The 21,682-nt window shown below is 63.7% G+C and carries 22 protein-coding genes; 11 read left to right on the top strand and 11 right to left on the bottom strand.

Annotated elements, in window-relative coordinates; all coding sequences use genetic code 11:
• Nucleotides 1–25 precede the first annotated feature (25 nt).
• A complete protein-coding gene (locus KLP40_RS05015; RefSeq protein ID WP_215592616.1) occupies nucleotides 26–388 on the bottom strand; it encodes a four helix bundle protein in 363 nt (120 codons plus the stop codon).
• A 193-nt stretch (nucleotides 389–581) separates the two neighbouring features.
• On the opposite strand from KLP40_RS05015, the gene porX reads away from it, so the two are divergent.
• A complete protein-coding gene (porX, locus tag KLP40_RS05010) occupies nucleotides 582–2,147 on the top strand; it encodes a T9SS response regulator signal transducer PorX (protein ID WP_215592615.1) in 1,566 nt (521 codons plus the stop codon).
• Between the two features lie 85 nt (nucleotides 2,148–2,232).
• Here porX and KLP40_RS05005 read toward each other — a convergent pair whose 3' ends face one another.
• Nucleotides 2,233–2,469, bottom strand: coding sequence for a hypothetical protein (locus KLP40_RS05005; protein ID WP_215592614.1), 237 nt, complete (start codon nucleotides 2,467–2,469; stop codon nucleotides 2,233–2,235).
• A gap of 75 nt (nucleotides 2,470–2,544) precedes the next feature.
• Entirely contained in the window at nucleotides 2,545–2,862 is a 318-nt protein-coding gene (locus tag KLP40_RS05000; protein WP_215592613.1) for a TonB-dependent receptor plug domain-containing protein, read from the bottom strand.
• A gap of 196 nt (nucleotides 2,863–3,058) precedes the next feature.
• Between KLP40_RS05000 and KLP40_RS04995 the strand changes: the two genes are divergently transcribed.
• On the top strand, nucleotides 3,059–3,706 hold the full coding sequence (locus KLP40_RS04995) for an isochorismatase family cysteine hydrolase (RefSeq protein WP_215592611.1): 648 nt from the start codon (nucleotides 3,059–3,061) through the stop codon (nucleotides 3,704–3,706).
• 87 nt (nucleotides 3,707–3,793) lie between these two features.
• Here KLP40_RS04995 and KLP40_RS04990 read toward each other — a convergent pair whose 3' ends face one another.
• From KLP40_RS04990 to KLP40_RS04970, 5 genes are all read right to left on the bottom strand, one after another.
• Complete coding sequence (locus KLP40_RS04990; protein ID WP_246558640.1) at nucleotides 3,794–5,050, bottom strand: pyridoxal phosphate-dependent aminotransferase; 1,257 nt, start codon at nucleotides 5,048–5,050, stop codon at nucleotides 3,794–3,796.
• Nucleotides 5,051–5,162: 112 nt separating this feature from the next.
• On the bottom strand, nucleotides 5,163–6,650 hold the full coding sequence (locus KLP40_RS04985; protein WP_215592609.1) for a sensor histidine kinase: 1,488 nt from the start codon (nucleotides 6,648–6,650) through the stop codon (nucleotides 5,163–5,165).
• A gap of 94 nt (nucleotides 6,651–6,744) precedes the next feature.
• Nucleotides 6,745–7,464: a response regulator transcription factor gene (locus KLP40_RS04980; RefSeq protein WP_215592607.1), complete on the bottom strand. Its 720-nt coding sequence runs from the start codon at nucleotides 7,462–7,464 to the stop codon at nucleotides 6,745–6,747.
• 148 nt (nucleotides 7,465–7,612) lie between these two features.
• The gene (locus KLP40_RS04975) at nucleotides 7,613–8,473 is read right to left on the bottom strand and encodes a hypothetical protein (protein ID WP_215592606.1); all 861 of its coding nucleotides are present in this window, start codon (nucleotides 8,471–8,473) and stop codon (nucleotides 7,613–7,615) included.
• A complete protein-coding gene (locus KLP40_RS04970; RefSeq protein WP_215592605.1) occupies nucleotides 8,470–8,922 on the bottom strand; it encodes a DM13 domain-containing protein in 453 nt (150 codons plus the stop codon). Before KLP40_RS04970 ends, KLP40_RS04975 begins: the two co-directional genes overlap by 4 nt.
• A 182-nt stretch (nucleotides 8,923–9,104) precedes the next feature.
• Between KLP40_RS04970 and tsaE the strand changes: the two genes are divergently transcribed.
• From tsaE to KLP40_RS04955, 3 genes are all read left to right on the top strand, one after another.
• Entirely contained in the window at nucleotides 9,105–9,524 is a 420-nt protein-coding gene (gene tsaE / locus KLP40_RS04965) for a tRNA (adenosine(37)-N6)-threonylcarbamoyltransferase complex ATPase subunit type 1 TsaE (RefSeq protein WP_215592604.1), read from the top strand.
• An 87-nt stretch (nucleotides 9,525–9,611) separates the two neighbouring features.
• Complete coding sequence (locus KLP40_RS04960; RefSeq protein WP_215592602.1) at nucleotides 9,612–10,841, top strand: alanine dehydrogenase; 1,230 nt, start codon at nucleotides 9,612–9,614, stop codon at nucleotides 10,839–10,841.
• 177 nt (nucleotides 10,842–11,018) lie between these two features.
• Complete coding sequence (locus KLP40_RS04955; RefSeq protein ID WP_215592600.1) at nucleotides 11,019–11,558, top strand: hypothetical protein; 540 nt, start codon at nucleotides 11,019–11,021, stop codon at nucleotides 11,556–11,558.
• A 9-nt stretch (nucleotides 11,559–11,567) separates the two neighbouring features.
• Here the strand turns inward: KLP40_RS04955 and KLP40_RS04950 are convergent, their stop codons facing one another.
• Together KLP40_RS04950 and KLP40_RS04945 are read right to left on the bottom strand one after the other, a co-directional pair.
• Nucleotides 11,568–11,969 (bottom strand): sugar 3,4-ketoisomerase, encoded by a 402-nt coding sequence (locus KLP40_RS04950; protein ID WP_215592598.1) that lies wholly within the window; start codon nucleotides 11,967–11,969, stop codon nucleotides 11,568–11,570.
• Nucleotides 11,970–12,058: 89 nt separating this feature from the next.
• Nucleotides 12,059–12,982, bottom strand: a complete 924-nt coding sequence (locus KLP40_RS04945) for a flavin reductase family protein (protein ID WP_215592597.1) — start codon at nucleotides 12,980–12,982, stop codon at nucleotides 12,059–12,061.
• Nucleotides 12,983–13,127: 145 nt separating this feature from the next.
• Here KLP40_RS04945 and KLP40_RS04940 point away from each other — a divergent pair, with 145 nt between their 5' ends.
• On the top strand, nucleotides 13,128–14,045 hold the full coding sequence (locus tag KLP40_RS04940; protein ID WP_215592596.1) for a M28 family peptidase: 918 nt from the start codon (nucleotides 13,128–13,130) through the stop codon (nucleotides 14,043–14,045).
• 5 nt (nucleotides 14,046–14,050) lie between these two features.
• On the opposite strand, the gene KLP40_RS04935 is transcribed toward KLP40_RS04940, so the two are convergent.
• A complete protein-coding gene (locus tag KLP40_RS04935) occupies nucleotides 14,051–14,542 on the bottom strand; it encodes a hypothetical protein (protein WP_215592595.1) in 492 nt (163 codons plus the stop codon).
• A 198-nt stretch (nucleotides 14,543–14,740) separates the two neighbouring features.
• On the opposite strand from KLP40_RS04935, the gene KLP40_RS04930 reads away from it, so the two are divergent.
• The 5 genes from KLP40_RS04930 to KLP40_RS04910 all read left to right on the top strand — a co-directional run bounded on the left by KLP40_RS04930 (nucleotide 14,741) and on the right by KLP40_RS04910 (nucleotide 21,580).
• Nucleotides 14,741–15,163 carry an IS1/IS1595 family N-terminal zinc-binding domain-containing protein gene (locus tag KLP40_RS04930; RefSeq protein ID WP_215592594.1) on the top strand — a complete coding sequence of 141 codons (423 nt, stop codon included), beginning with the start codon at nucleotides 14,741–14,743 and terminating at the stop codon, nucleotides 15,161–15,163.
• 138 nt (nucleotides 15,164–15,301) lie between these two features.
• Nucleotides 15,302–16,771, top strand: a complete 1,470-nt coding sequence (locus KLP40_RS04925) for a hypothetical protein (protein WP_215592592.1) — start codon at nucleotides 15,302–15,304, stop codon at nucleotides 16,769–16,771.
• Nucleotides 16,772–16,849: 78 nt separating this feature from the next.
• A complete protein-coding gene (locus KLP40_RS04920; RefSeq protein ID WP_215592591.1) occupies nucleotides 16,850–18,340 on the top strand; it encodes an MFS transporter in 1,491 nt (496 codons plus the stop codon).
• A gap of 138 nt (nucleotides 18,341–18,478) precedes the next feature.
• The gene (locus KLP40_RS04915) at nucleotides 18,479–18,697 is read left to right on the top strand and encodes a hypothetical protein (protein WP_215592590.1); all 219 of its coding nucleotides are present in this window, start codon (nucleotides 18,479–18,481) and stop codon (nucleotides 18,695–18,697) included.
• 123 nt (nucleotides 18,698–18,820) lie between these two features.
• Complete coding sequence (locus KLP40_RS04910; RefSeq protein ID WP_215592589.1) at nucleotides 18,821–21,580, top strand: sensor histidine kinase; 2,760 nt, start codon at nucleotides 18,821–18,823, stop codon at nucleotides 21,578–21,580.
• Nucleotides 21,581–21,682: the final 102 nt, after the last annotated feature.

The raw sequence follows: 21,682 nt of genomic DNA, 5'->3' as shown, positions 1-21,682 counted from the left end.
GACTAGGGGATGGGCTTTTTTGGTGCTATGCGGCGGGAGGCTTTATGGTTTTGTAGTAGGCGATAATCATCTTGCGCAGCCTGATTACGTCGTCTATCAACAATGCGGCGGATTCCGGGGTTATAAAGCCGAGCCCTTCCGACAATAGGAGCTGGGATTCCAACTCGCTGGCTGAACCCATAGCAATAACCAAAAACCGTAGCAGTTCGGGAACCGAGTTGCGGCCGCAGCCCTCCGCAATATTGTGCGGGATAGAAGCTGACGAACGGCGCATCTGGCTGGTTAAACCAAAAAGCTCGTCCTTTGGGAATGCCTTCGTAACGCGGTAAACAGAGAGCGTGAGCTGGTAGCCCTCTTGCCAGATTCGGAGTTTTTTGAAATCGAACATAGCCGTACTACGGAATCAGAAACCCAAAATATTTTCCCCTCATTTCATCTTAAAAACACAATAGCTTACCCTTCTTGCCGTATAGGCAAGTAAACCTAGCTATTTTTCCGCGGAGGAAATACGTTGCCCAAAACCGCAGCCAGAGGAACTGAACCCAGTTCCTCAGTCCCCCGGACCCTCATAAACCCCTGCCATGCAACAATACAGCATCCTCTGGGCCGATGATGAAATCGACCTGCTCAAACCCCATATTCTGTTTCTCAAAGACAAGGGCTACGACGTAACCGGCGTAAACTCCGGGGCCGATGCCATTGAGGAAATCCAGGAAAAGACCTACGACATCGTGTTTCTGGATGAGAACATGCCCGGCCTCACGGGCTTGGAAACCCTCACTGAAATCAAGGCCCTACGGCCCACCGTGCCGGTGGTCATGATTACCAAGAGCGAGGAAGAGCACATCATGGAATCGGCCATCGGGGCCAAAATTGCCGACTACCTCATCAAGCCCGTCAACCCGAGCCAGATCCTGCTGGCCGTCAAAAAGGTGCTCGACAACAAGCGCCTCGTCAGCGAGGCCACCAACTCGGGCTACCAGCGCGACTTCCGCCAATTGGGCATGCAGCTCGGTGACCGGCTCAGCCCCAGCGAGTGGGCCGACGTGTACAAGAAGCTGGTGTACTGGGAGCTCGAAATCAACGAAACCGAGGGCAAGAGCATGGCCGAGGTTTTCAACATGCAGAAGGACGAGGCCAACACCTACTTCGGCCGCTTCATCCAGGAAAACTACGAGGACTGGCTGCACGGCGACGAGGAAGCCCCGCTCATGTCGCACCAGCTGTTCCAGAAGCGGGTGTTCCCGCTGCTCAAGGAAACCGGCGACACGCCCGTTTACTTCCTGCTCATCGACAACCTGCGCTACGACCAGTGGAAGGTGCTCGAGCCCATTATTGCCGAGCTGTTCACCGTTGATTCGGAGGAAACCTACTACAGCATTCTGCCCACCACCACGGCCTACGCCCGCAATGCCATCTTCTCGGGCATGATGCCGAGCGAAATTCAGAAGAAATACCCCAACTTATGGGTGTGGGACGACGATGACGAGGGCAAGAACATGCACGAGGCCGAGTTCATGGAAATCATGTTCCAGAAGGCCAACCAGAAACACAAGTTCAGCTACCACAAGGTGACCAACCTGCAGGCCGGCAAGGACTTGCTGGGCAAAATGGCCAACCTGCACAACAACTACAAGTGCAACGTCATCGTCTACAACTTCGTGGACATGCTCAGCCACGCCCGCACCGACATGGCCATGATCCGGGAGCTGGCCGCCGACGAATCGGCTTACCGCAGCCTCACCAAATCGTGGTTCCTGCACTCGCCCCTGTATGAGATGTTCCAGCAGATTGCCGAGCGCAAGGGCAAGCTCATCATCACCACCGACCACGGCACCATCCGCGTCAAGCGTCCCTACAAAATTGTGGGCGACCGAAACACGAACACCAACCTGCGCTACAAGCACGGCAAAAACCTGGGCTTCGACGACAGCAAGGACGTGTACACCGTGCGCAAGCCGGAGAACATTTTCCTGCCCCGCGAAAACGTGAGCACGGCCTACGTGTTTACGGTTGGTGACTACTTCTTCGCCTACCCCAACAACTACAACTACTACGTGAACTACTACAAGGACACGTTCCAGCACGGCGGCATCTCCCTGGAGGAGTGCATCATCCCGTACGTTACGCTGAGCCCGAAAGGGTAGCGAGAAAGCCGATAGCTTTTACTTGGAAATATCATTTAGTTAACGCCAAAGAGGGCCGCCATTTCTGGCGGCCCTCTTTGGCGTTCTAAGCCCACTGCCAATGACCTTGGTGCTTATGATGATAGGGAAAGTGAACTTCAGCCTCATCAGCGCCTTGTCGGATCTGAGTCAGGGCCACGCGGGTAAGCGCCCGGTCATGAACCCACATTTCATGAATGAAAGAGCGGGAGGGCTGATAAAAGTTGTTCCAGAAGCTATTGTGCGCCCGGATGCGGCCGCGTTGGCGAGGCGTCCAGGCCCAGCGTTTTTTTGGTTGTTTCATGCGAGTTGTAGGTTGTTACCTACAGCTCGTGGTTGGTGGTGAAGTGGCGTTTCATGAATCGGAAAATGGAGTGGGTTAGCGGCTGGTAGTAGGCTTGGTGGTGATGAGCACAGCCCCGCCCTGCGCGCTTTCGCCATAGAGAGCAACTGCCTGTTGACTCTTCAGCATAACGATGCCCTCGATCTGCTCGGGCTTGAATTCAGCTAACTGCAGCGCGTCAGTTGCCCGGCCGTCAATCACGTAAAGCGGGGTGGCTGTGCCCCGGTTGAGCCCGGGCGTGACGCTGGCAGTAGGCTTATTCAGGCCAACTCGCGGATTATCGGTGGTGGATGCGGTCTGGGCGCTGGCAGCGAAACCCAGTAACAGCAGGGGCAAGGAGAGGAATCGAATCATAGTCTGATAAAGTAAGAGGGTTGTTCCGGCGGCAACTTCCGCAGCCTAGATAGCTAGTCGGACTGTTGCTGGGCCGGCAGTGAACTGCAAAATACGGGTTTTTCCTGCCTGACCGCTAGTTGTGTTAGGGTAAAGTTGATTTTAGTGCCAGAAGAAGGTAACTTATTCAGTCACACATCACTAACTCCCTGCTGCTATGAATCCCAACACCACCGCCCTCGTCCTCATCGAGTTTCAGAACGATTTTACCACGCCCGGCGGCTCCCTGCACGAGGCGGTACGCCCCGTGATGCACCAGACCGATATGCTGGCCCACACCGTGGAGCTGGTCCGGCAGGCCCGCAACTACGGCGTCACCATCGTGCACCTGCCCATCAGCTTCACCGATAACTACCGGGAACTGAGCCGGCGGCCCTATGGCATCCTCAAGGGCGTGGTCGACAGCAACTCGTTTCGCCAGGGTTCCTGGGGGGCGGAAATCGTGGAGGCCCTGCGCCCCGCGCCCCAGGATATCCTCATCGAAGGCAAGCGGGGCCTCGACGGCTTCGTGAGTACCAACCTCGATTTCGTGCTTCGCCAGCGCGGCATCACCCACCTGGCCCTGGCCGGCTTCCTGACCAACTGCTGCGTCGAATCGACGATGCGTACGGCCTACGAGCTGGGATACCAGGTGTACACCCTCACCGACTGCACCGCCACCGTGAGCGAGCAGGAACAGCGCCTGGCCTGCGAAAAGAACTTCCCCATGTTCTCCCACCCGCTCACCCACACCGAGCTGCTGGCCCACCTGGCCACTGCCGAAGACGAGGAAATATTTCAGGAAAGCCGGGGGTATAACCGGTGAATGCGTGACCCGGTGAATGCGTGAAGTGGTAAATGGGATGGTTGTCAGGACGGGACGTCGCGCACTCACCACTTCCCGCATTTACCGCTACCGCAGAGCTTCGAGGGCCGCCTGCAAGCGGGGCAGGGCGGCTTGGATGGACTCGAGCGAAGCGCCGCCCACCGACATGCGGAACCAGGGGGCGGTGCCATCGGTGCCAAACGCGCTGAAGGGTACCAAGGCCAGCCGGGCCTCGCTGATGAGGTAGGAGGTCAGCTCCTTGGTAGAGGTGAGCACCTGTCCGGCGGGCGTGCTGCGGCCCAGCACCTCCAGCTTGGCCGTGAGGTAGATGGCCCCCATCGGTACCATTGAGTCGACGGGCAGACCAGCGGCTTTCATCGCCTGCAGGCCCTGGTGCAGAGCTTCCAGGCTGTGCTGAATATTTTCCTTGAACGAGGTCAGGAAACCATCCACGGCGGCGGTTTCGGGCAGGTACCGGGCCACGGCCACCTGCTCGGCCTTGGGCGCCCAGGCTCCCACGTGGCCCAGAATGGCCTTCATCTTGTCAATCACGCCGGCCGGCCCGAAAGCGTAGCCCACCCGCACGCCGGTAGCGGCCAGCGACTTCGAGATGCCGTCGATGTAAATGGTGTAGTCGCGCAGGGCGGGGCGCAGATTCACGGGGTCGTAGTGCTCGGTGTTGCCAAAGGTCAGCAGCCAGTAAATCTGGTCGTAGAGCAGGTACAGGGGCTTTTCTTCGGGGCCGCGGCGCTGGTTTTCGGCCAGCACCAGGTCGCAGATGGCTTCCAGGTCTTCGCGGCTGAATACGGTGCCGGTGGGGTTGAGCGGGGAGCACAGCGCCAGCAAGGTGGCCCCGTGCAGGTGCGGGGCCAGCTCGGCGGCCGTGGGCATAAAGTTGTTTTCGGGGCGGGTTTCCACCATCACGGCCTCGGCCCCGGAGAGGTGGCAGTAGTGGTTGTTGTTCCAGCTGGGCACCGGAAATACCACTTTGTCGCCGGGGTCTACCAGGGCCAGGTAGGTGGCGTAGATGAGGGGCCGGGAGCCGCCGGCCACCAGAAAATCGGTGGGCGCGTACTGCAGGCCCAGGCGGGAGGCCGTGAAGGCCGCAGCGGCTTCGCGCAGGGCAGCCATGCCGTTGGCGGGCGGGTAGTTGGTGTGCCCGGCCGCGTAGGCACGCGTGATTTCGTCCTTTAGTTCGGCCGGAATGGGATAGATGCTCGGGTCGAAGTCGCCGATGGTGAGGTTGCAGATTTGCTCCCCCTTGCGAATCATGTCGTTTACCTCGTTGCCGATTTTGATAATTTCAGAGCCAATCAGGCTGCCGGCCATTCGCGAAACTTGCATGCTGGTGTTGGTTTAGGTCGGCCAAATATAGGAGGCTATCCGTGCCGATGGTGCCGGCCGGCCGGAACCGACGGCGGAACCGGGGAGCGGCCCGGCCCGGCCCACCCGCTCATCAGCCTCCGTACACCGGCAGCGAGAAGGCAAAACAGGTACCCTCGCCCTCGCGGCTTTCCACCGTCAGCTCGCTACCGTGCAACTGCACGATGCGGCGGGCAATGGCCAGCCCCAGCCCCAGGCCGTCCTGGGTTTTTTCGCGCACCTGGTCGGAGCGGTAGAACCGGTCGAACACGTGGGGCAGGTCGTGGGGAGCAATGCCGCGGCCGGTGTCGGTGACGCGCAGGGTCAGGCGCTGCCCGGCATCGGGGGCGGATACGGCCACCTGCACCCGGCCGCCGGCGGGCGTATAGCGCAGGGCATTGTCGAGCAGGTTCTGCAGTACCCGTTCCAGCAGGCCAATATCGGCGCAGGCAAACGGCACGGCGGCGGGCCAATGGGCTTCCAGCCCGATGCCGCGGGTGCGCGCCTCGGGCTCCAGCTTCAGCAGCACGTCCTGCACCAGCTCGGTCACGGAAAACGGCTCGGGGCGCGGCACCGTCTGGCGGGCTTCCAGCTTGCTGAGCTCAAACAGCTCCGACACCAGCCGCTTGAGGCTCTGCGTGTTCTTGAGAATAGTGTGCAGGTAGCTCTGGTGCTCGGGCTCAGTGAGCAGGTGCTGGCGCAGCAGAATGGTTTCGGTGTAGCCCTCAATGCTGGCCAGGGGCGTGCGCAGGTCGTGGCTGATGTTGGCCACCAGCTCGCGCCGCAGCTCGTCGTTGCGGCGCAGGGCCGCCACCGATTCCTGGGTGCGGGCGGCCATGTCGTTGAAGGCGTCGGCCAGCTCGGCCAGCTCGTCGCCGGGCCGGATACCGGTTACCCGGGCGTCGTAGTCGCCGGCGTGCAGGCGGCGCACAGCGGCCAGCAGGCGGGCCAGGTTTTTGGTGAGCAGCGAAATCAGCACTACGCCCAGCACCAGCGCGGCGGCCCCGGCCAAGGCCAGCATCCGGAGCAAGCCGCCCAGAATGTAGCTCTGTCGCCAGGAGGTGGCCGCATCGGGGGCGGGGCCGCCGCCCAGCGTGATGTAGAGGTAGCAGTGCAGCTGGCCGGTGCGCGTGACCAGGGGCACCACCGAAAACGGCCGCGGCCCGGCCGGGTGGCGCGGGTCGGTGCCAAAGATGGGCAGCGGCTGCCGGCCCGCCAGAAACCCGCGCACCGGCTGCATGGCCACGCGCGCAACTTTCACCTCGTTGGGCGCCGCCGAGGACGTGAGAATCTGCCCGTTCAGGCCGATGAGGTAGAGCTTGATGCTGGGGTTGATAGCCATGGCCGCCCCGAACGTGCGCTGCAGGGTGGCCGGCGGAATTTCGTTGGTGGCCGAATCAATCTGCAGCACCTGGGCCACTGAGGCGGCCAGGTCCCGGTTGTTGCGCTGCAGCTCCTCGGCCAGGTACTGGTCGGAGCTGCGGGCCAGCAGCAGCACGTAGGCGCCGCTCACGGCCAGCAGCAGCCCGCCCAGCAGCACCGACAGCCGCCCCTGCAGACTATGGAGGCTCAGAAATTTCACCAGGCAGCGGGGTTAGTGTACAGGCAGCCAGGCCACCAAATCGAGCAGAAGGTAGCGGAAACATCCCGGAAAGCGCAACAGTGCCGGCCCGCCCTCACTGGCCCAGCTGGTCGTTGAGCTTGTAGCCCACGCCCCACACCGTCAGCACGTACTCGGGGTTGGCGGCGTCGCGCTCAATCTTGAGACGCAGGCGGTTGATGTGGGAGTTGACGGTGTGCTCGTAGCCGGAGTAGGAGTGGCCCCAGAGCTGGTCGAGGAGCTGGGTGCGCGAGTAGGGGCGGCCGGGGTGGCGCAGCAGCAGGGCCAGCAGGTCGAACTCCTTGGCCGTGAGCTCCACCACCCGCCCGTCCACGCTCACGCGGCGCAGGGCCACATCCAGCAGCAAGCCGCCCTGGCGGAAGCGGCCGGCGGCCCCGCCCGCAAAGCCCGGCTCCTTGTCGGGGGCCGAGCGGCGCAGGCGGGCCTTCACCCGCGCCAGCAGCTCGCGCACACTGAAGGGCTTGGTCAGGTAGTCGTCGGCGCCCAGGTCGAGGGCCAGCACTTTGTCCAGCTCCTCGGCCTTGCTGGTCAGCATCAGAATGGGCGTGCTGATTTGCCGGGCCCGCAGGCGGCGGCACACCTCCAGGCCGCTGAGGCCGGGCAGCATGATGTCGAGAATAATCACGTCGAATTCCCCCTCAGTGGCTTGCCGCAGCCCCTCCAGGCCGTTGGCCGCCACCTCACTGGCGCAGTCGATGTCGCGCAGGTTCACCCGCAGCAGATTGGCAATGTCGGCGTCATCTTCGATGATCAGGGCGCGGGTGGCGGCAGGCATGGGGTATTTTTCGTTTTTCGTTGCTCGTTTTTCGTGGTTTCTTTATTGAAGCTGTTTGGTGGGGTGGAGGCTGCAAGCACGGGTCCACGCTGGCAGACCAACGAAAACCGAGCTACGAACACCGAACCACGAAAAACGAGCCCCGAAGCTACCACTCGTACGCCACGCCGGCCGTGGGCTGCACGCCGGAATATACGTTGCGCAGCCGTCCGAAGCCCCCGGCCACGTTGAGCGTGGCCCACCAGTGCTTGCTGATGGCGTAATTTACGCCCAGCGCCGCGCTGGAATACGCCACCCCTTCGCCCAGCCCAATGCTGGCCAGCCGCGCGGAGGTGGGGGCGCGCACGTTGTCGAGGGTGCGCACGGTAGCCGTCAGCCAGGCCTTGCCCACCTGATAGCCCACCTCGGCCCCGTAGGTGTACTGGCTGGTGAAGCCCCGGGTGCGCTGGTTGTAGCCCACATCCAGGGAAACGTAGGCGGGCAGGCGCGGGGCCAGGCTGTGCGACAGCGCCGCCCGCGCCCACACGTTCCACTCGTTGTCGCCGGTGGGCAGGGCAATGGTCAGGCGCGGGTCCTGGCGGTTGCGGCCCCGGGCGGCGGCGTTGCCGGTGGGCGCCTCTACGGCCAGGCCCACGGCCAGCGGCCAGGCCCCGCGCAGCACGGCGTAGCGCAGCCCCAGCTGCACGTCGCCCACGCCCTGGGTGGGCGTGGCCGTCACGAACTCGGCCCGCCGGTACACGGGCGCGTTGAGTACCACTTCCCAGCGGCTGCTCAGCCCATATTCAGCATAGAGGCTCACCACCTGCTGCCGAAACCGGGCCGTGGCGGTGGTGCCACCGCCCAGCGGGTGGTAGCGGGTGGTGCTCACCGTCGTCAGCCCGATTTTGGCGTAGCCGCCGCCCGTTGCGCGGGTCCAGCCGCCGCCGGCCCGGGCGCCGGCAGGCCCCAGCAGTCCGGCCGCGCCCAGTGCCCCCAGGCACAGCAGGTACTTGCGCACGGGGCCACTCATTGCAGCGGGGCGGCGCCGAAGTTGATGGCTGCCGTTTCGCAGTAGAATACCACGTGCGAGAAGCCGGTTGAGCTGCCGCCCAGGCGCAGGAACTGCTGGCCGTTTTTGTTGACGAGGCCCACTACCTGCACGTTGGAGCCCGCCGCCGCGCGTTGCGTTCCGATGCGGGTGTCGGCTTTGGCCAGGTACACGGTCACGGTGCCGGTGTGGAAGTCGGAGGTGAAATCGGCGTTGAGCTGCACAAACTCCTGGTTCTGCGCGTCGCGCACCAGGGCCAGGGTGCCCCGGGTGGGCGTGCCGTTCTGGGGCGTGATGGAGCCGGTTCGGAGTGAGGTGAGGGTGCCGACCGGATCGGGCGAGGAAATGATCTGGGGCTCGGGGTCGTTGTCGGAGCAGGCGCTGAACAGGGCGGGAGCCAGGGCCAGCAGCAGGGCAAAGGGCTTTTTCATGGCAGACGAGGGTGAAAATGAAAAAAAGAAACCTTCTGCTGCAAAGAAGGCCGCTGTCTGTCACAGAAGTATCACGGGATTTGAATATACTGGCTGGCCGGTGCGTTGCCGTGGGCCGGCTGCCGCGAACCAGAGCGCGGTTTCGTAAACTTGCAGCCCGCTCCCGTTTACTGCCTGTTCTTATGCTGCACCTCTCCCTTCCCGATCTGGCGGCCCTGCCGGCCGCCGCCGCCCAGGTCCGCGACGCGCTGCGCGGCCACTCCATCGTGTGCTTTGAGGGCGAGATGGGGGCCGGCAAAACCACGTTCATCAAGGCCCTGTGCCGGGAGCTGGGCGTGCGCGAGGAAGTGAGCAGCCCCACCTTCTCGTTGGTAAATGAATACCGCACGGCTCAGCAGGAGCCCATCTACCACTTCGATTTCTACCGCCTCGATGACCCCCGCGAGGCCGAGGATATTGGCGCGTTGGAGTACTTCGATTCCGGCTATCTTTGCCTGATCGAGTGGCCCAGCCGGATCGAAGCCCTGCTGCCGCCCGAACGACTCCTGCTCACCCTCACCGTCACCGGACCCTCTTCGAGGGAATTAAGAATTGAGAGTTAAAAATTAAAAATGGTTGGTTTTGCTTTCTGCGAAATCGGCCATGTACTCAATTTTTAATTTTTAATGCATAGTTTTTAATTCAAGAAAATGCCCGACGCAGTGCCCTCCGGATTTGAGTCGCTGGCCGCCAGCCGCGCCTATTTCACCCAGGAATCGATGCTGGCCGTGGAAACGCGCAAGCGCAAGCTGTTCATTGGGCTGCCCCGGGAAACGTCGCTCCAGGAAAACCGCATCTGCCTCACGCCCGAGGCCGTGAAGCACCTGGTGGAAAGCGGCCACGAAATCCTGCTCGAAAGCGGGGCCGGCGAGCCCAGCAAGTATTCCGACCACGAGTACTCCGAGGCGGGCGCCACCATTGCCTACTCCCAGAAGGAGGTATTTGAGGCCGATATCATCCTCAAAGTGGCCCCCGCCACCTACGATGAGATGGAGTTTCTGCGCAACGGCCAGACCCTGATTTCGGCCCTGCAGTTCGGCTCGCTCACGGCGGAGTACATGACGGCCCTGCTGCGCAAGAAAATCAACGCCATCAGCTTCGAGCTCATCAAGGACCCAAGCGGGGCGCGGCCGGTGGTGCGGGCCATGTCGGAAATTGCGGGCTCCACCGTCATGCTGGTGGCGGCCGAGTACCTGGCCCGCTCCAACGAGGGCAAGGGCATCATTCTGGGCGGTATTACCGGCGTGCCGCCTTCGCAGGTCGTGATTCTGGGGGCCGGCACGGTGGCCGAGTACGCTGCCCGCGCCGCTTCCGGGCTGGGGGCCGAGGTGAAGGTGTTCGACAACCACCTCTACAAGCTGCGCCGCCTCAAGCAGAACCTGGGCCAGCCCCAGCTCTACACCAGCACCCTCGACACGTTCGCGCTGCAGCAGCAGATCCGCCGCGCCGACGTGGTGATCGGGGCCCTGAACCCCGAGGAAGGCCGCATTCCGTTTATGGTGTCGGAAGAAGTGGTGTCGCAGATGTCGCCCGGCTCGGTGATAATCGACGTGAGCATCGACCAGGGCGGCTGCTTTGCCACCAGCGAGATGACCAGCCACAGCAAGCCCGTCTTCCGCAAGTACGACGTGATTCATTACTGCGTACCCAACATTGCCTCCCGGGTGCCGCGCACAGCCACCAACGCGCTCAGCAACATCTTCACGCCCATTCTGCAGGAAATCAGCCAGCACGGGGGCATCAACGAAGTGCTGTTTACCAACGAGCATTTCCGCTCCGGCGTGTACGTGTACAAAGGCTCCCTGACCAACGCCAGCATTGCCCGCCGCTTCAACATGCGCTACAAGGAGCTGGCCCTGATGATTGCCGTGCGCAACTAAAAAGCACAGATGTTGCAGATGAAGGAATGCCGCAGATGATGACGCCTGTCGGGCGAAGTGCTGCCTCCTTCTTCTCCGACGGGAGCTGACTGGTTGCCAGTGAAAAAAATATGCGGCCGGGTTGCAACCAACTGGAGAGTCGGGGGCTCCTTACGATTGAATTATCCCTGATTTACTATGCGCCCATTGCCCGTTATTTTCCTCGGCCTGCTGACTACGGTTGGGGCCTTGCCGGCCGCCACTGCCCAAACGCTGGCCCTGGTACCGGCTGCCGCTCCCGCCACCGCCTTGCCTGCCGACCTCAGCACCCTGCGCTACGACCGTACCGACACCCTGCGGGCCGTGCAACACCTGTTTATGCAGCGCTCCAAAGCCACCCGCGGCTGGCTGCAGGCCGGCACGGGCATTCTGCTGGATGGAACCGTGAAGAAGGTTGTGGTTGCCGCACAGCCGCCAAACCAGCCGGATTATAAAAAGGACTATTACGAGAACCTCGACCAACAGGCCAGCCAGGATATCCTGGTTGGTACCGTAATGACGGGCTACGGGCTGTTCCGGCTCAGTCGTTTCGGGCCGCGGCAATACCAACGGGTGGTACTGGCCTACCAGGAAGGCCAGCCGCTGCCCCCGTACCTGACGCGTCGGCTCAAAGTCAAATATTTCCGCCTGCTACCCATCGGCACGCGCCTGGAGCGGGCCCGGGCCGTGCAGCAATAGCCGCCGAACTTAGCGGCTGACCAATTGCTCGAATTCGGGATAGGTTCGGATGTAGTCGGTTTCCTCGTATTCCTGCGAAGCCAGGCACATCAGCACTGTCTGGGCTCCGAACTTGATTTCGCGCCAGCACAGCGGCGGCACGTACAGGCCCTGCGTGGGGTGCTCGAGCACAAAGTGGTGCTTTTGCCGGTCGGGGGTTTCCACCAGCAGCTCCAGCGTGCCGTGCACCGCTACAATGAGCTGCTCCAGCTGGTGGTGGGCGTGGTTGCCCGATATTTTTTCGGCCGGCACCCCGGCCGTCCAGTACACCCGCTTAACCGGAAACGGCAACGTGGCCCCTTCCGCAATAACCAAGTGCCCCAGGGGCGCGGAGCCGGTGGATGGAAAATCGAGCAGGTAGGGGTGCAGCATGGGGCAAAACGGGTAGGCGGGCTCCCGCGCCAGGTGGCGGGGGAGGCGGTCAAAGGTACGCAACGGGGCCAGGATGCAGGCAAGCAGGTTTATTCCTGGGCCAGCAGCAATGTTTTCCAGGCGTCGAGCAGGCGGCCGTCTTCCAGCAGCTTCTGGCCCAGCAGGATCAGCTCCTCGCGCTGGCGGGAGGGCGAGCCGTGGTACTGGCTCAGGGTGTAGCTCACCAAAGGCTCCTGGCGGAAATCGGCCACTTCCGCCGCCGTAGGCAGGGAGCCGGCCTCAAGGTTGGCCAAGCGCCCCAGGTTGTTGCCGGTCAGCACCGAGGAGGTGCGCAGAAACTCCGGAAGCTGGTCGATGCCGATGCCCAGGTTGCGGTTGGGCTTGGCCACCTCGAACAGGCTGCCGCCCGTGGCCCGGCAGTACCAGTCGCCGCCGAGGCGGGCAATGGCGTCGAGTTTGAACGGGTCGATGCCGCTGCCGCCGGGCAGTACAATGTCCTCGCGGAAGTGGGCCATCACCACCCGGCAGATGACCAGGTTGCCGGCCCCGTGGTTCTGGCCCAGCTCCACTACCTGCTCCACCACGCACTCGAAGGCGGCCGGGGCCTCGGCCACGCGGGGCGGCTTCACCTTCTGGCTGGGCAGCTCTGTGAAACCGGCCTTCACAAACTCGTTTACGCCTTTCGCATACTCGGTGCTGGCCAGGGACATCTGCTCGACCATGGCGTAGTCGCAGATATGGATGACGACTTCGGGCACTTCGCGCACGTTTTGCAGGGTGTGCTTCTGGGAGTTGTCGCGCACGCGGTTGGCGGGCGAAAACACCAGAATGGGTGGGTTGGAGCCGAAGCAGTTGAAGAAGCTGTACGGGCTCAGGTTTACGCTGCCGTCGGCCGCGATGGTGCTGGCAAAGGCCACCGGGCGGGGGGCAATAGCGCCCACCATGAAGGGGTGCAGCTCGGCGGGCGTGAGCTGGGCGGGGTCGATGGTATGAAAGGACGCGGGCGTAGACATGGGCGGGAAGAGTGGGTGAAGAAGCGAAGGTCGGGGTTGCGGAGGAAATAATTCTGCCGATTTTGCCGGCCGGGCCCGCTCTCGGGCCTGCAACCCCGGCGCGGGAGCGGAACTCCTGCTTCCGGCTACTCATTACGCTGCCCCTATGCCGAAGCTCTGGTTCCTGCCGCTGTTCTTGCTCTCCATCCTTTCGGCCCGGGCCCAGACCCCGGCCGATACCGCCCGCCTGCGCCGCCACCTGCTGGCCCTCACCACCACGCCCGCGCCGCGCAACTACCGCCACCCGGCCAGTCTGCACCAGGCCGCCGACTACATCAAAGCGGAGCTGGCTGCCGCCGGGGGGCAGCCCACCGAGCAGCCCTACGTGGTGCAGGGCCAGCGCTACCACAACGTGCTGGCCCACTTCGGCCCCGAAACCGGCCCCCGCCTCATTATTGGGGCGCACTACGACGTGTGCGGGGAGCAGCCCGGGGCCGACGACAACGGCACCGGCGTGGCGGCCCTGCTGGAGCTGGCCCGGCTGCTGGCCCGGCAGCCCAACCTCCCGTACCGGATTGACCTGGTGGCCTATACCCTCGAAGAGCCGCCGTTTTTCCGCACCAAACACATGGGCAGCTACGTGCACGCCCAGTCCCTGCACGCGGCCGGCGTGCCGGTGCGCGGCATGGTGGCCCTGGAAATGCTGGGCTACTACGACGACCGCAAAGGCAGTCAGGACTATCCGCTGGGCCCGCTCAAGTGGGTGTATGGCCGCCGGGGCAACTACGTGACGGTGGCCCAGAAATTCGGGAACGGGCAGTTCGGGCGGCAGTTTGCGCGCCGCTACAAAACGGCCGCCGGGCTGCCCGTGAAGCGGTTCAAGGCCCCCGCCTGGCTGCCCGGCATCGACTTTTCCGACCACCTCAATTACTGGCAGTTCGGCTACTCCGCCGTGCTGCTTACCGACACGGCCTTCTACCGCAACAAAAGCTACCACGAGCCCACCGACACCCTCGCCCGCCTAGATATGCACCGCCTGGGCCTGGCCGTGGATGCCCTGCTGGCCGTGGTGCTAGGGGGCTGACAAAGTCAGGACCGCTGCCCCACCCAAGCCCAGCCGGTCTGCACCATCAGGTAGTTGCCGGAACCTTCAAAATAGTGAACATAGTGCGGCTTGCCAAGAGCCCACCCCGGCCAACCAATGGGGTAATCAAACTGATCCAGACCGAGATGCCAGGCATGGGTGGTCCAGGTAAGGAGTGTCGCGCCGGGTAGCAACCGGTATTCCGGGGGCAGCGGCGGCCCGGCCGGATCCGGGTCCTTAAACATCCCGCTGTATCGCGCGCGCCTCTCACCGATGCCGGCCACTACCTGCGAGCTGTGCGCAAATTCGGGTTCCACCAGCCAGATAGCCAGGTAATAAGTCTCCGGCTGCGCCTGAAGCTGCTGCTGCCAGCTGAAAAAAGTGGTGAGCAAGTGTTGGGCGGCCAGCTGCCGCACGCGTTGTGGGGGCTGACGGTGATGCCAATGCCAGACCCCAAGCCCCAGTTTGTTACGATCATAGCCGGAGCGATGAAGCATTTGTGTGTCAAGAGGCTCGGGGGTGCGGCTTAACTGCGTGAGGTGGCGGAGGTAACGTTTACCGCCGCGCACCTTTGGGTGACGTCTGTAGCGCATGGCCGACAAGGATTTATAGGGGCGTATGACTCAATTTTTGCTAAAATAGTATATCTTTACTAATTAGGTATAGTTTTCAGTAAGCCCTTACTCACCTCTGTGATGTCCCAGTTGCGCTGCCCCAAATGCGAGTCGATGGAAGCTACCAAAAGTGGCGTGGTGGGAGGGAGGCAGCGGTTTAAGTGCCGCAACTGCGGCTACCACTACTCGGTGGCCAAGGCGGGCAAGGAAACCAATCCGTACTACGTCATCAAGGCCCTGCAACTCTACGTGGAAGGCGTGAGCTACCGCGAGATTGAGCGCCTGCTGGGCGTGAGCCACGTGAGCGTGATGAACTGGGTGAAGAAGTACGGCGTGAAGGCCCCGCGCCAGACCGACTACCATCCTACCTACAAAATCCTCAACCAGAAGGAGCTGGCCGAGTTTTTTCAGAAGCCGGAAAACCTGAAGGGCTCGGGGCTGATGATTACGGAGCTGGGCGATAAGTACATGATGATCAAGTGGGAGCGGTTCCGGCAGGGATGAAGCTATAGCCGCTTAGCGGATGTATAGCCAGGATATGGCTTCGGGGCGGGAATTCAGCTACTTGGCAGCAGTGAAACGGACGTCCGGTGGGCGGCCGCTGCTGGCCCTGATTTCTCCCAACCCCAATTCCCTCCTCCCATGCGAAACGTTCGTTACGCTCTAGCGGCAAGTGCGTTGCTGACGGCCGCCGGGGCCACAGCCCAGGTGCAGCCCCCGCCCGCCGGCAATCCGCCGGCCCCGGCTCCGGCGCCCCCGGCTCCCGCGCCCACGCCCCCGGCTCCCACCCAATCGGTGCCCTACGGGGCGGGGCTGAAGGTGAACCTCTCGCCCGACGGCTCCAAGTACTTTCGCATCATCAACTGGCACCAGGTCTGGACGCGCTACAACCGCAACAACACCGGTTCCCAGCACGTGCCCGGCGACCCCCAGAACAGCACCTTCGACGTGGGGCTGCGCCGTTCCCGCCTGCTGATTTACGCCCAGCTTACCCCCCGTTTTCTCATCATCAGCCACTTTGGCATCAACAACCAGAACGCCGTGAGCGGGGGCGTGGGCCTCGGCGACCCGGGTAAGAAACCCCAGTTGTTCGTGCACGAGGCCATGGTGGAGTACAAGGTGAACAAATACCTGGATCTGGGGGCCGGCCTGCACTACCAGAACGGAATTTCGCGCATGACGCGGGCCAGCACCCTCAACTTCCTGGCCTACGACGCCCCAATTTCCAACTGGCCCACTATTGAGAAAATCGACCAGTTTGCCCGCTGGCTGGGCGTTTACGCCAAGGGCCGCATCGGCCGCTTCGATTACGCGGTATCCATGAACGACCCGTTTGCGACCAGCCAGACGGCTACCCCCGCCACGCTGCCTACCAATGTAGCCGACTACAACCCCCGCAACAGCCGCAAAAATTACCAGGGCTACTTCAGCTACGGGTTCCGGGATCTGGAAGCCAACCTGCTGCCCTACGCCGTGGGCTCCTACCTGGGCACCAAGCGCGTGTTCAACATCGGAGCGGGTTTTCTGGTCAACCAGGACGCCATGTTCTCGCGGCCCGGCGCCCTGCCCGCCACCCTGCCCCAGGACCCTTTCACGCTGCCTTACCGGACGCACAACCTGGCCATTCTCTCGGCCGACGTATTCTTCGATACGCCCCTCAACAAGGACGCGGGCACGGCCCTCACGGCCTACGGGGTGTACTACAACTACGATTTCGGCCCCAACTACGTGCGCAATATCGGCCTGCTCAACCCCAGCTCGGCCGGGGGCGCGGCCCCGATTCCGGGCGCGGGGACGCTGCGCGGCAACGCCTACCCCGTGGTGGGTACCGGCTCGGCCCTCTACGGGCAGCTGGGCTACCTGATGCCCAAGAGTGTGCTGGGCGAAAAAGCCCGCCTGCAGCCCTACGCTGCCTGGCAGCACGGCCGCTTCGACGGCCTCGATGCCCTGGGGGCCCCGAACGTGAACGTGTACGATCTGGGCGCCAACGTGCTGCTCGACGGCCACAACGCCAAGTTCACGCTCAATTACCGCGCCCGCCCCGACTACTCCAACCCCCAGGACGTGAACTACCGCTCCGAAGTGACCCTGCAAACCATGGTCTTCCTCTAGGCCGCGCCCCAGGTTGCTTTCCCTTCTCTGCCTGGCTCTTTCCCCCATCATCTTTCCCCACCAAACTCCCGCATTGTAATGGCACAGGATGTAATTCGCCCCGGTTACGCGGCGGCCGTCGAGGCTCCGGCGGAGCACGACAACAATCAGGTTTCCACCAGCAAAATCTGGCAGGTGATTACGGCTTCCTCGGTGGGAACCGTGATTGAGTGGTACGACTTCTACATTTTCGGGTCGCTGGCCGCCATCATCGGGCCGGTGCTGTTTGGCACCACCGGCAAAATCGAGGACACCATTCTGGGTACCCTGGCTGTGTTCGGGGCCGGGTTCGTGGTGCGGCCGTTCGGGGCGCTGGTATTCGGCCGCATCGGCGACATGATCGGGCGCAAGTACACCTTCCTGCTCACGCTGCTGCTGATGGGCGGCGCCACCTTCGTGACGGGCCTGATTCCGAGCTACGACAAAATCGGGGTGGCCGCGCCCATCATTGTCACGCTCCTGCGCCTGCTGCAGGGCCTGGCCCTGGGCGGCGAGTACGGCGGCGCCACCACCTACGTGGCCGAGCACTCGCCCGATAACAAGCGCGGCTACTACACGTCCTTTATTCAGATTACGGCTACGGCCGGCCTGCTCATCAGCATTCTGGTGATTATCACCACCCGCAAAGCCATGGGCGAAGAGGCCTTCAAGGAGTGGGGCTGGCGCATTCCGTTCCTGCTCTCGGGCCTGCTGGTAATTGCCTCCTACTACATCCGCCGCAAGCTCCACGAGTCGCCGCTGTTTGCCAAGGCCAAGGCCGAGGGCAAAACCTCCCAGAACCCGTTGCGCGAGTCGTTCGTGAACCCGGTCAACCGCCGGCTGGTGCTCATCTCCCTGTTCGGGGCCACCATGGGCCAGGGCGTAGTGTGGTACACCGGCCAGTTCTACGCCTACTCCTTCATGCAGACCACCCTCAAGCTCGATATTCTGGATGCGGCCCTGGTACTGTGCGCGGCCCTGGTGCTGGCCACCCCCTTCTTCGTGTACTTCGGGGGCCTCTCGGACCGTATCGGGCGCAAGAAAATCATCATGATGGGCCTGCTCTGCGGGGCGCTGTTCACCATTCCCATCTTCTACGGCCTCAAGCAGTTTGCCGGTCCGCTCACCGAAACCGCCGCCGCCACCGTCGACGCCACCGGCAAGGCCGTGCCGGCCGTGAAGAAAGCCCTCAGCCCCCAGCTGCTGCCCATGACGCTGCTCGTCTTCTGCCTGGTGCTGTTCGTGACCATGGCCTACGGACCCATTGCGGCCTACCTGGTGGAGCTGTTTCCTACCAAAGTGCGCTACACCAGCCTGTCGCTGCCCTACCACATCGGCAACGGCGTATTCGGGGGCTTCGTGCCGCTGATTGCCACCGCCCTCACCCTGCGCGCGGCCGCCCAGCCCGATGGCACCTTTATCAAGGAGTGGAGCAGCTACGCCGGCCTGCTGTATCCGGTCCTCATTGCCTTCCTCTGCTGGATAATCGGCTCGGCCCTGATGAAGGACGTGCGCAACGTGAAGCTGATGGAAGACACGCCCGCGGCCTGACCACTGTAGGCCCCCCCGCTGGCCCCTTGCAAATCCGTCGCGCCCCTGGTTCGGCGGATTTTGCTTGCTTTAGGCGCCGGATAGCCGCCGCGGCCCGCTCGCCGGCTCCTGGCATCTTCCCCAACCCACCCCGCCCTTATGCCTCCTCTTGCTTCCCCGGAGCGGCCGGAGCAGCGCCGCGGCCAGCAGCTGCTGTTCGTGGCCCTGCTGTTCGGCGTGCTGCTCAACTTCCCGCTGCTGGGCGCCTTCCAGCACGCCGGCCGGGTGGCCGGCATTCCGGTGCTCTACCTCTACGTGCTGGTGGCCTGGGCCGCGCTGGTACTGGCAACGGGCTGGCTGGTAAGAAGTAGGAAGTAAGCGGTAAGAATGCCCTTTTTGTAAAGACCTGACGCCTCACCTCGGAATCAGGAGAGCGGAATTCGACGCGGTTGCTGCCCGCTGAAACGTTCTTAATTCCTGGTTCTTAATTCGTAATTGAAAATGAATCCGCTGCTGGTTCTGGGCTTTTCTTTCGGGTACCTGGTGCTGCTGTTCGGGGTGGCGTACGCGGCCGAGCGGCGCGTGGCGGCGCGGCGCAGCCTGGTGAGCAACCCTTACGTGTACGCCCTGAGCATGGCCGTGTACTGCACCGCCTGGACCTACTACGGCTCGGTGGGCCGGGCCGCCCACTTCGGGCTGGAGTTCGTGGGCATCTACCTCGGGCCCACGCTCATGGCGCCCCTGGCCTGGCTGGTGCTGCGTAAAATCATCCGCATCTGCCGCGCCCAGCGCCTGACCTCTATTGCCGACTTCATCTCGGCCCGCTACGGCAAAAGCGCCGGGCTGGGCGCGCTCGTGACGGGGGTGTGCGTGCTGGGCGTGGTGCCTTACATCGCCCTCCAGATCAAGGCCATCGCCGCGTCCTTCGATATTCTGACCCGGGTGCCGGGACTGTCCGAGCAGCCCATGGAAGACGCGGCCGCCGTGGGCTCGGCCTTCTACACCACCGTGGCGCTGGCCTTCTTCACCATCGTTTTCGGGGTGCGCTCCGTGGAAGCCACCGAGCGGCACGAGGGCATGGTGCTGGCCGTGGCCATGGAAAGCCTGCTCAAGCTGGTCGCCTTCCTGGCCGCCGGCCTGTTCGTGACCTACGGCCTGTTCGACGGCTTTGCCGACGTGTTTGCGCGGGCCGCCGCCCTGCCCGAGCTGAGCCGCCTGTTTACGCTGGAGGGGGCCGGCACCACGTCCGGGCAGTGGTTCACGCTGCTGCTGCTGAGCATGTCGGCCATTCTGCTGCTGCCCCGGCAGTTTCAGGTGGCCGTGGTGGAAAACGTGAACGAAGACCACCTGCGCAAGGCCATGTGGCTGTTTCCGCTCTACCTCATCATCATCAACCTGCTGGTGCTGCCCCTGGCCTTCGGCGGGCGCCTGCTCGATGCGGGCGGGCTGCTCGATGCCGACCTCTACGTGCTGGCCCTGCCGCTGCGGGCCGGCCACCCCTGGCTGGCCCTGTTCATTTACCTGGGCGGCCTCTCGGCGGCCAGCAGCATGATTATCGTGGAAACCATTGCCCTGAGTGTGATGATGAGCCACCACCTGCTCATGCCCCTGCTCGTGCGCCTGACGGCGCCCCGGGCGGCCGGTCCGCGCTGGTTTGCCCGCCTGGGCCAGGCCACGCTGCACAGCCGCCGCCTGGCCGTGGTGCTGGTGCTGCTGCTGGCCTTCGGCTATTACGCCGCCGTGGGCCATCTGCTGCCCCTGGTCAACATCGGCCTGATCTCCTTTGCGGCCGTGGCCCAGTTCGTGCCCGTGGTGCTGGGCGGCCTCTACTGGAAGGGGGGCACCCGGGCCGGGGCCACGGCGGGCCTGCTGGCGGGTTTCGCCGTGTGGTTCTATACCCTGGTGCTGCCCACCATGGCCGGGCCGGGGCTGGTGCCCGCCTCGGTGCTGAGCCAGGGCCCCTGGGGGCTGAGCGCCCTGCGGCCGGGGGCGCTGCTGGGGCTGGAGGGGCTCGATGCGCTGTCGCACGGGTTGTTCTGGAGCTGGCTGCTGAACGTGGGCCTCTACCTGGGCCTCTCGCTGCGGCAGCAGCCCTCGGCCCTGGAGCAGCGCCAGGCCCGGCTGTTCGTGGACGTGTTCCGCCTGGAAGCCGGCTTCGAGGAGTCGGCCGGCTGGCACAGTGCCGCCCCGCTGCCCGACGTGCGGGCCCTGCTGGTGGGCTTTCTGGGCAAGAAGCGCACCAACCAGGCTCTGCGCGCCTTCGAGGAGCATTTCCCCCCGCCGCCCGTACGGGTCCCGTCGGACCCGGCCGCGGTGCCGCCGCCCGCCGACCCGCGCCTGCTGGCCTACGCCGAGAAACTCCTGGCCGGGACCGTGGGGCCCGCCTCGGCCCGGCTGCTGCTGCGCTCCTCGGTGGGCGTGGAAGACATCAGCTTCGACAACGTGGTGGGCATTCTGCGCGAAAGCCAGCAGCTGCTCGAAGCCAACCGCCAGCTCCAGAAGCAGCAGCGCCAGCTCCAGGGCCTTACCGGCCAGCTCCAGCAGGCCTACGACCAGCTCCGGGAACTCGACCAGCACAAGGACGAATTCCTCTACACCGTCACCCACGAGCTGCGCACCCCGCTCACCAGCATCCGGGCCCTGTCGGAAATCCTGACCGACAACCCCGACCTCGACGAGCCCGACCGCCAGCGGTTTCTGCTCACCATCACCCGCGAGTCGGAGCGCCTGAGCCGGCTCATCACCCTGGTGCTCGATCTGGAGAAGTACGAATCGGGGCGGGCGACCCTCGACAAGGCCGCCCTCGACGTGGCCGACGTGGTAACCGACGCGCTCGAAGCCGTGGGCCAGCTGCTGCGCGACAAGCGCATTCAGCTCGACCTGGCCGTGCCCCCCGGCCTGCCCGCCCTGCCCGGCGACCGGGACCGGCTCATGCAGGTGCTCGTGAATCTGCTCTCCAACGCCGTTAAATCGTGCCGCAGTGATGGTACGGGGCGCATTGGGGTGGGAGTGGAGGCCGGCCCCGCGGGGCTGCGGCTGTGGGTGCAGGATAACGGCAAGGGCATCGCGCCGGAGTTTCACCAGCTGATTTTCGATAAGTTCTTTCAGGCCCGCCACCAGACCATGCGCAAGCCCGAGGGCTCGGGCCTGGGCCTGGCCATCACCAAGAAGATTGTGGAGCTGCACGCCGGCCGCATCTGGGTGGAAAGCCAGCCCGAGCAGGGCGCCCGGTTTTCGCTGGAATTGCCTTTTTTCGCCTGAACATGCGTCATTCGCCCTGCCTGCCTGCTGCTGCCGGCCCCGGGTTTCCGTCGGTTTGCCCTCACCGGGGCCCGTCTGGGGGGGCATTGGGCCGGCGCCGCT

The sequence above is a fragment of the Hymenobacter piscis genome (assembly GCF_018760735.1).
Taxonomy (GTDB): Bacteria; Bacteroidota; Bacteroidia; order Cytophagales; family Hymenobacteraceae; genus Hymenobacter; species Hymenobacter piscis.
This window is presented reverse-complemented; position numbering and strand designations above follow the sequence as displayed.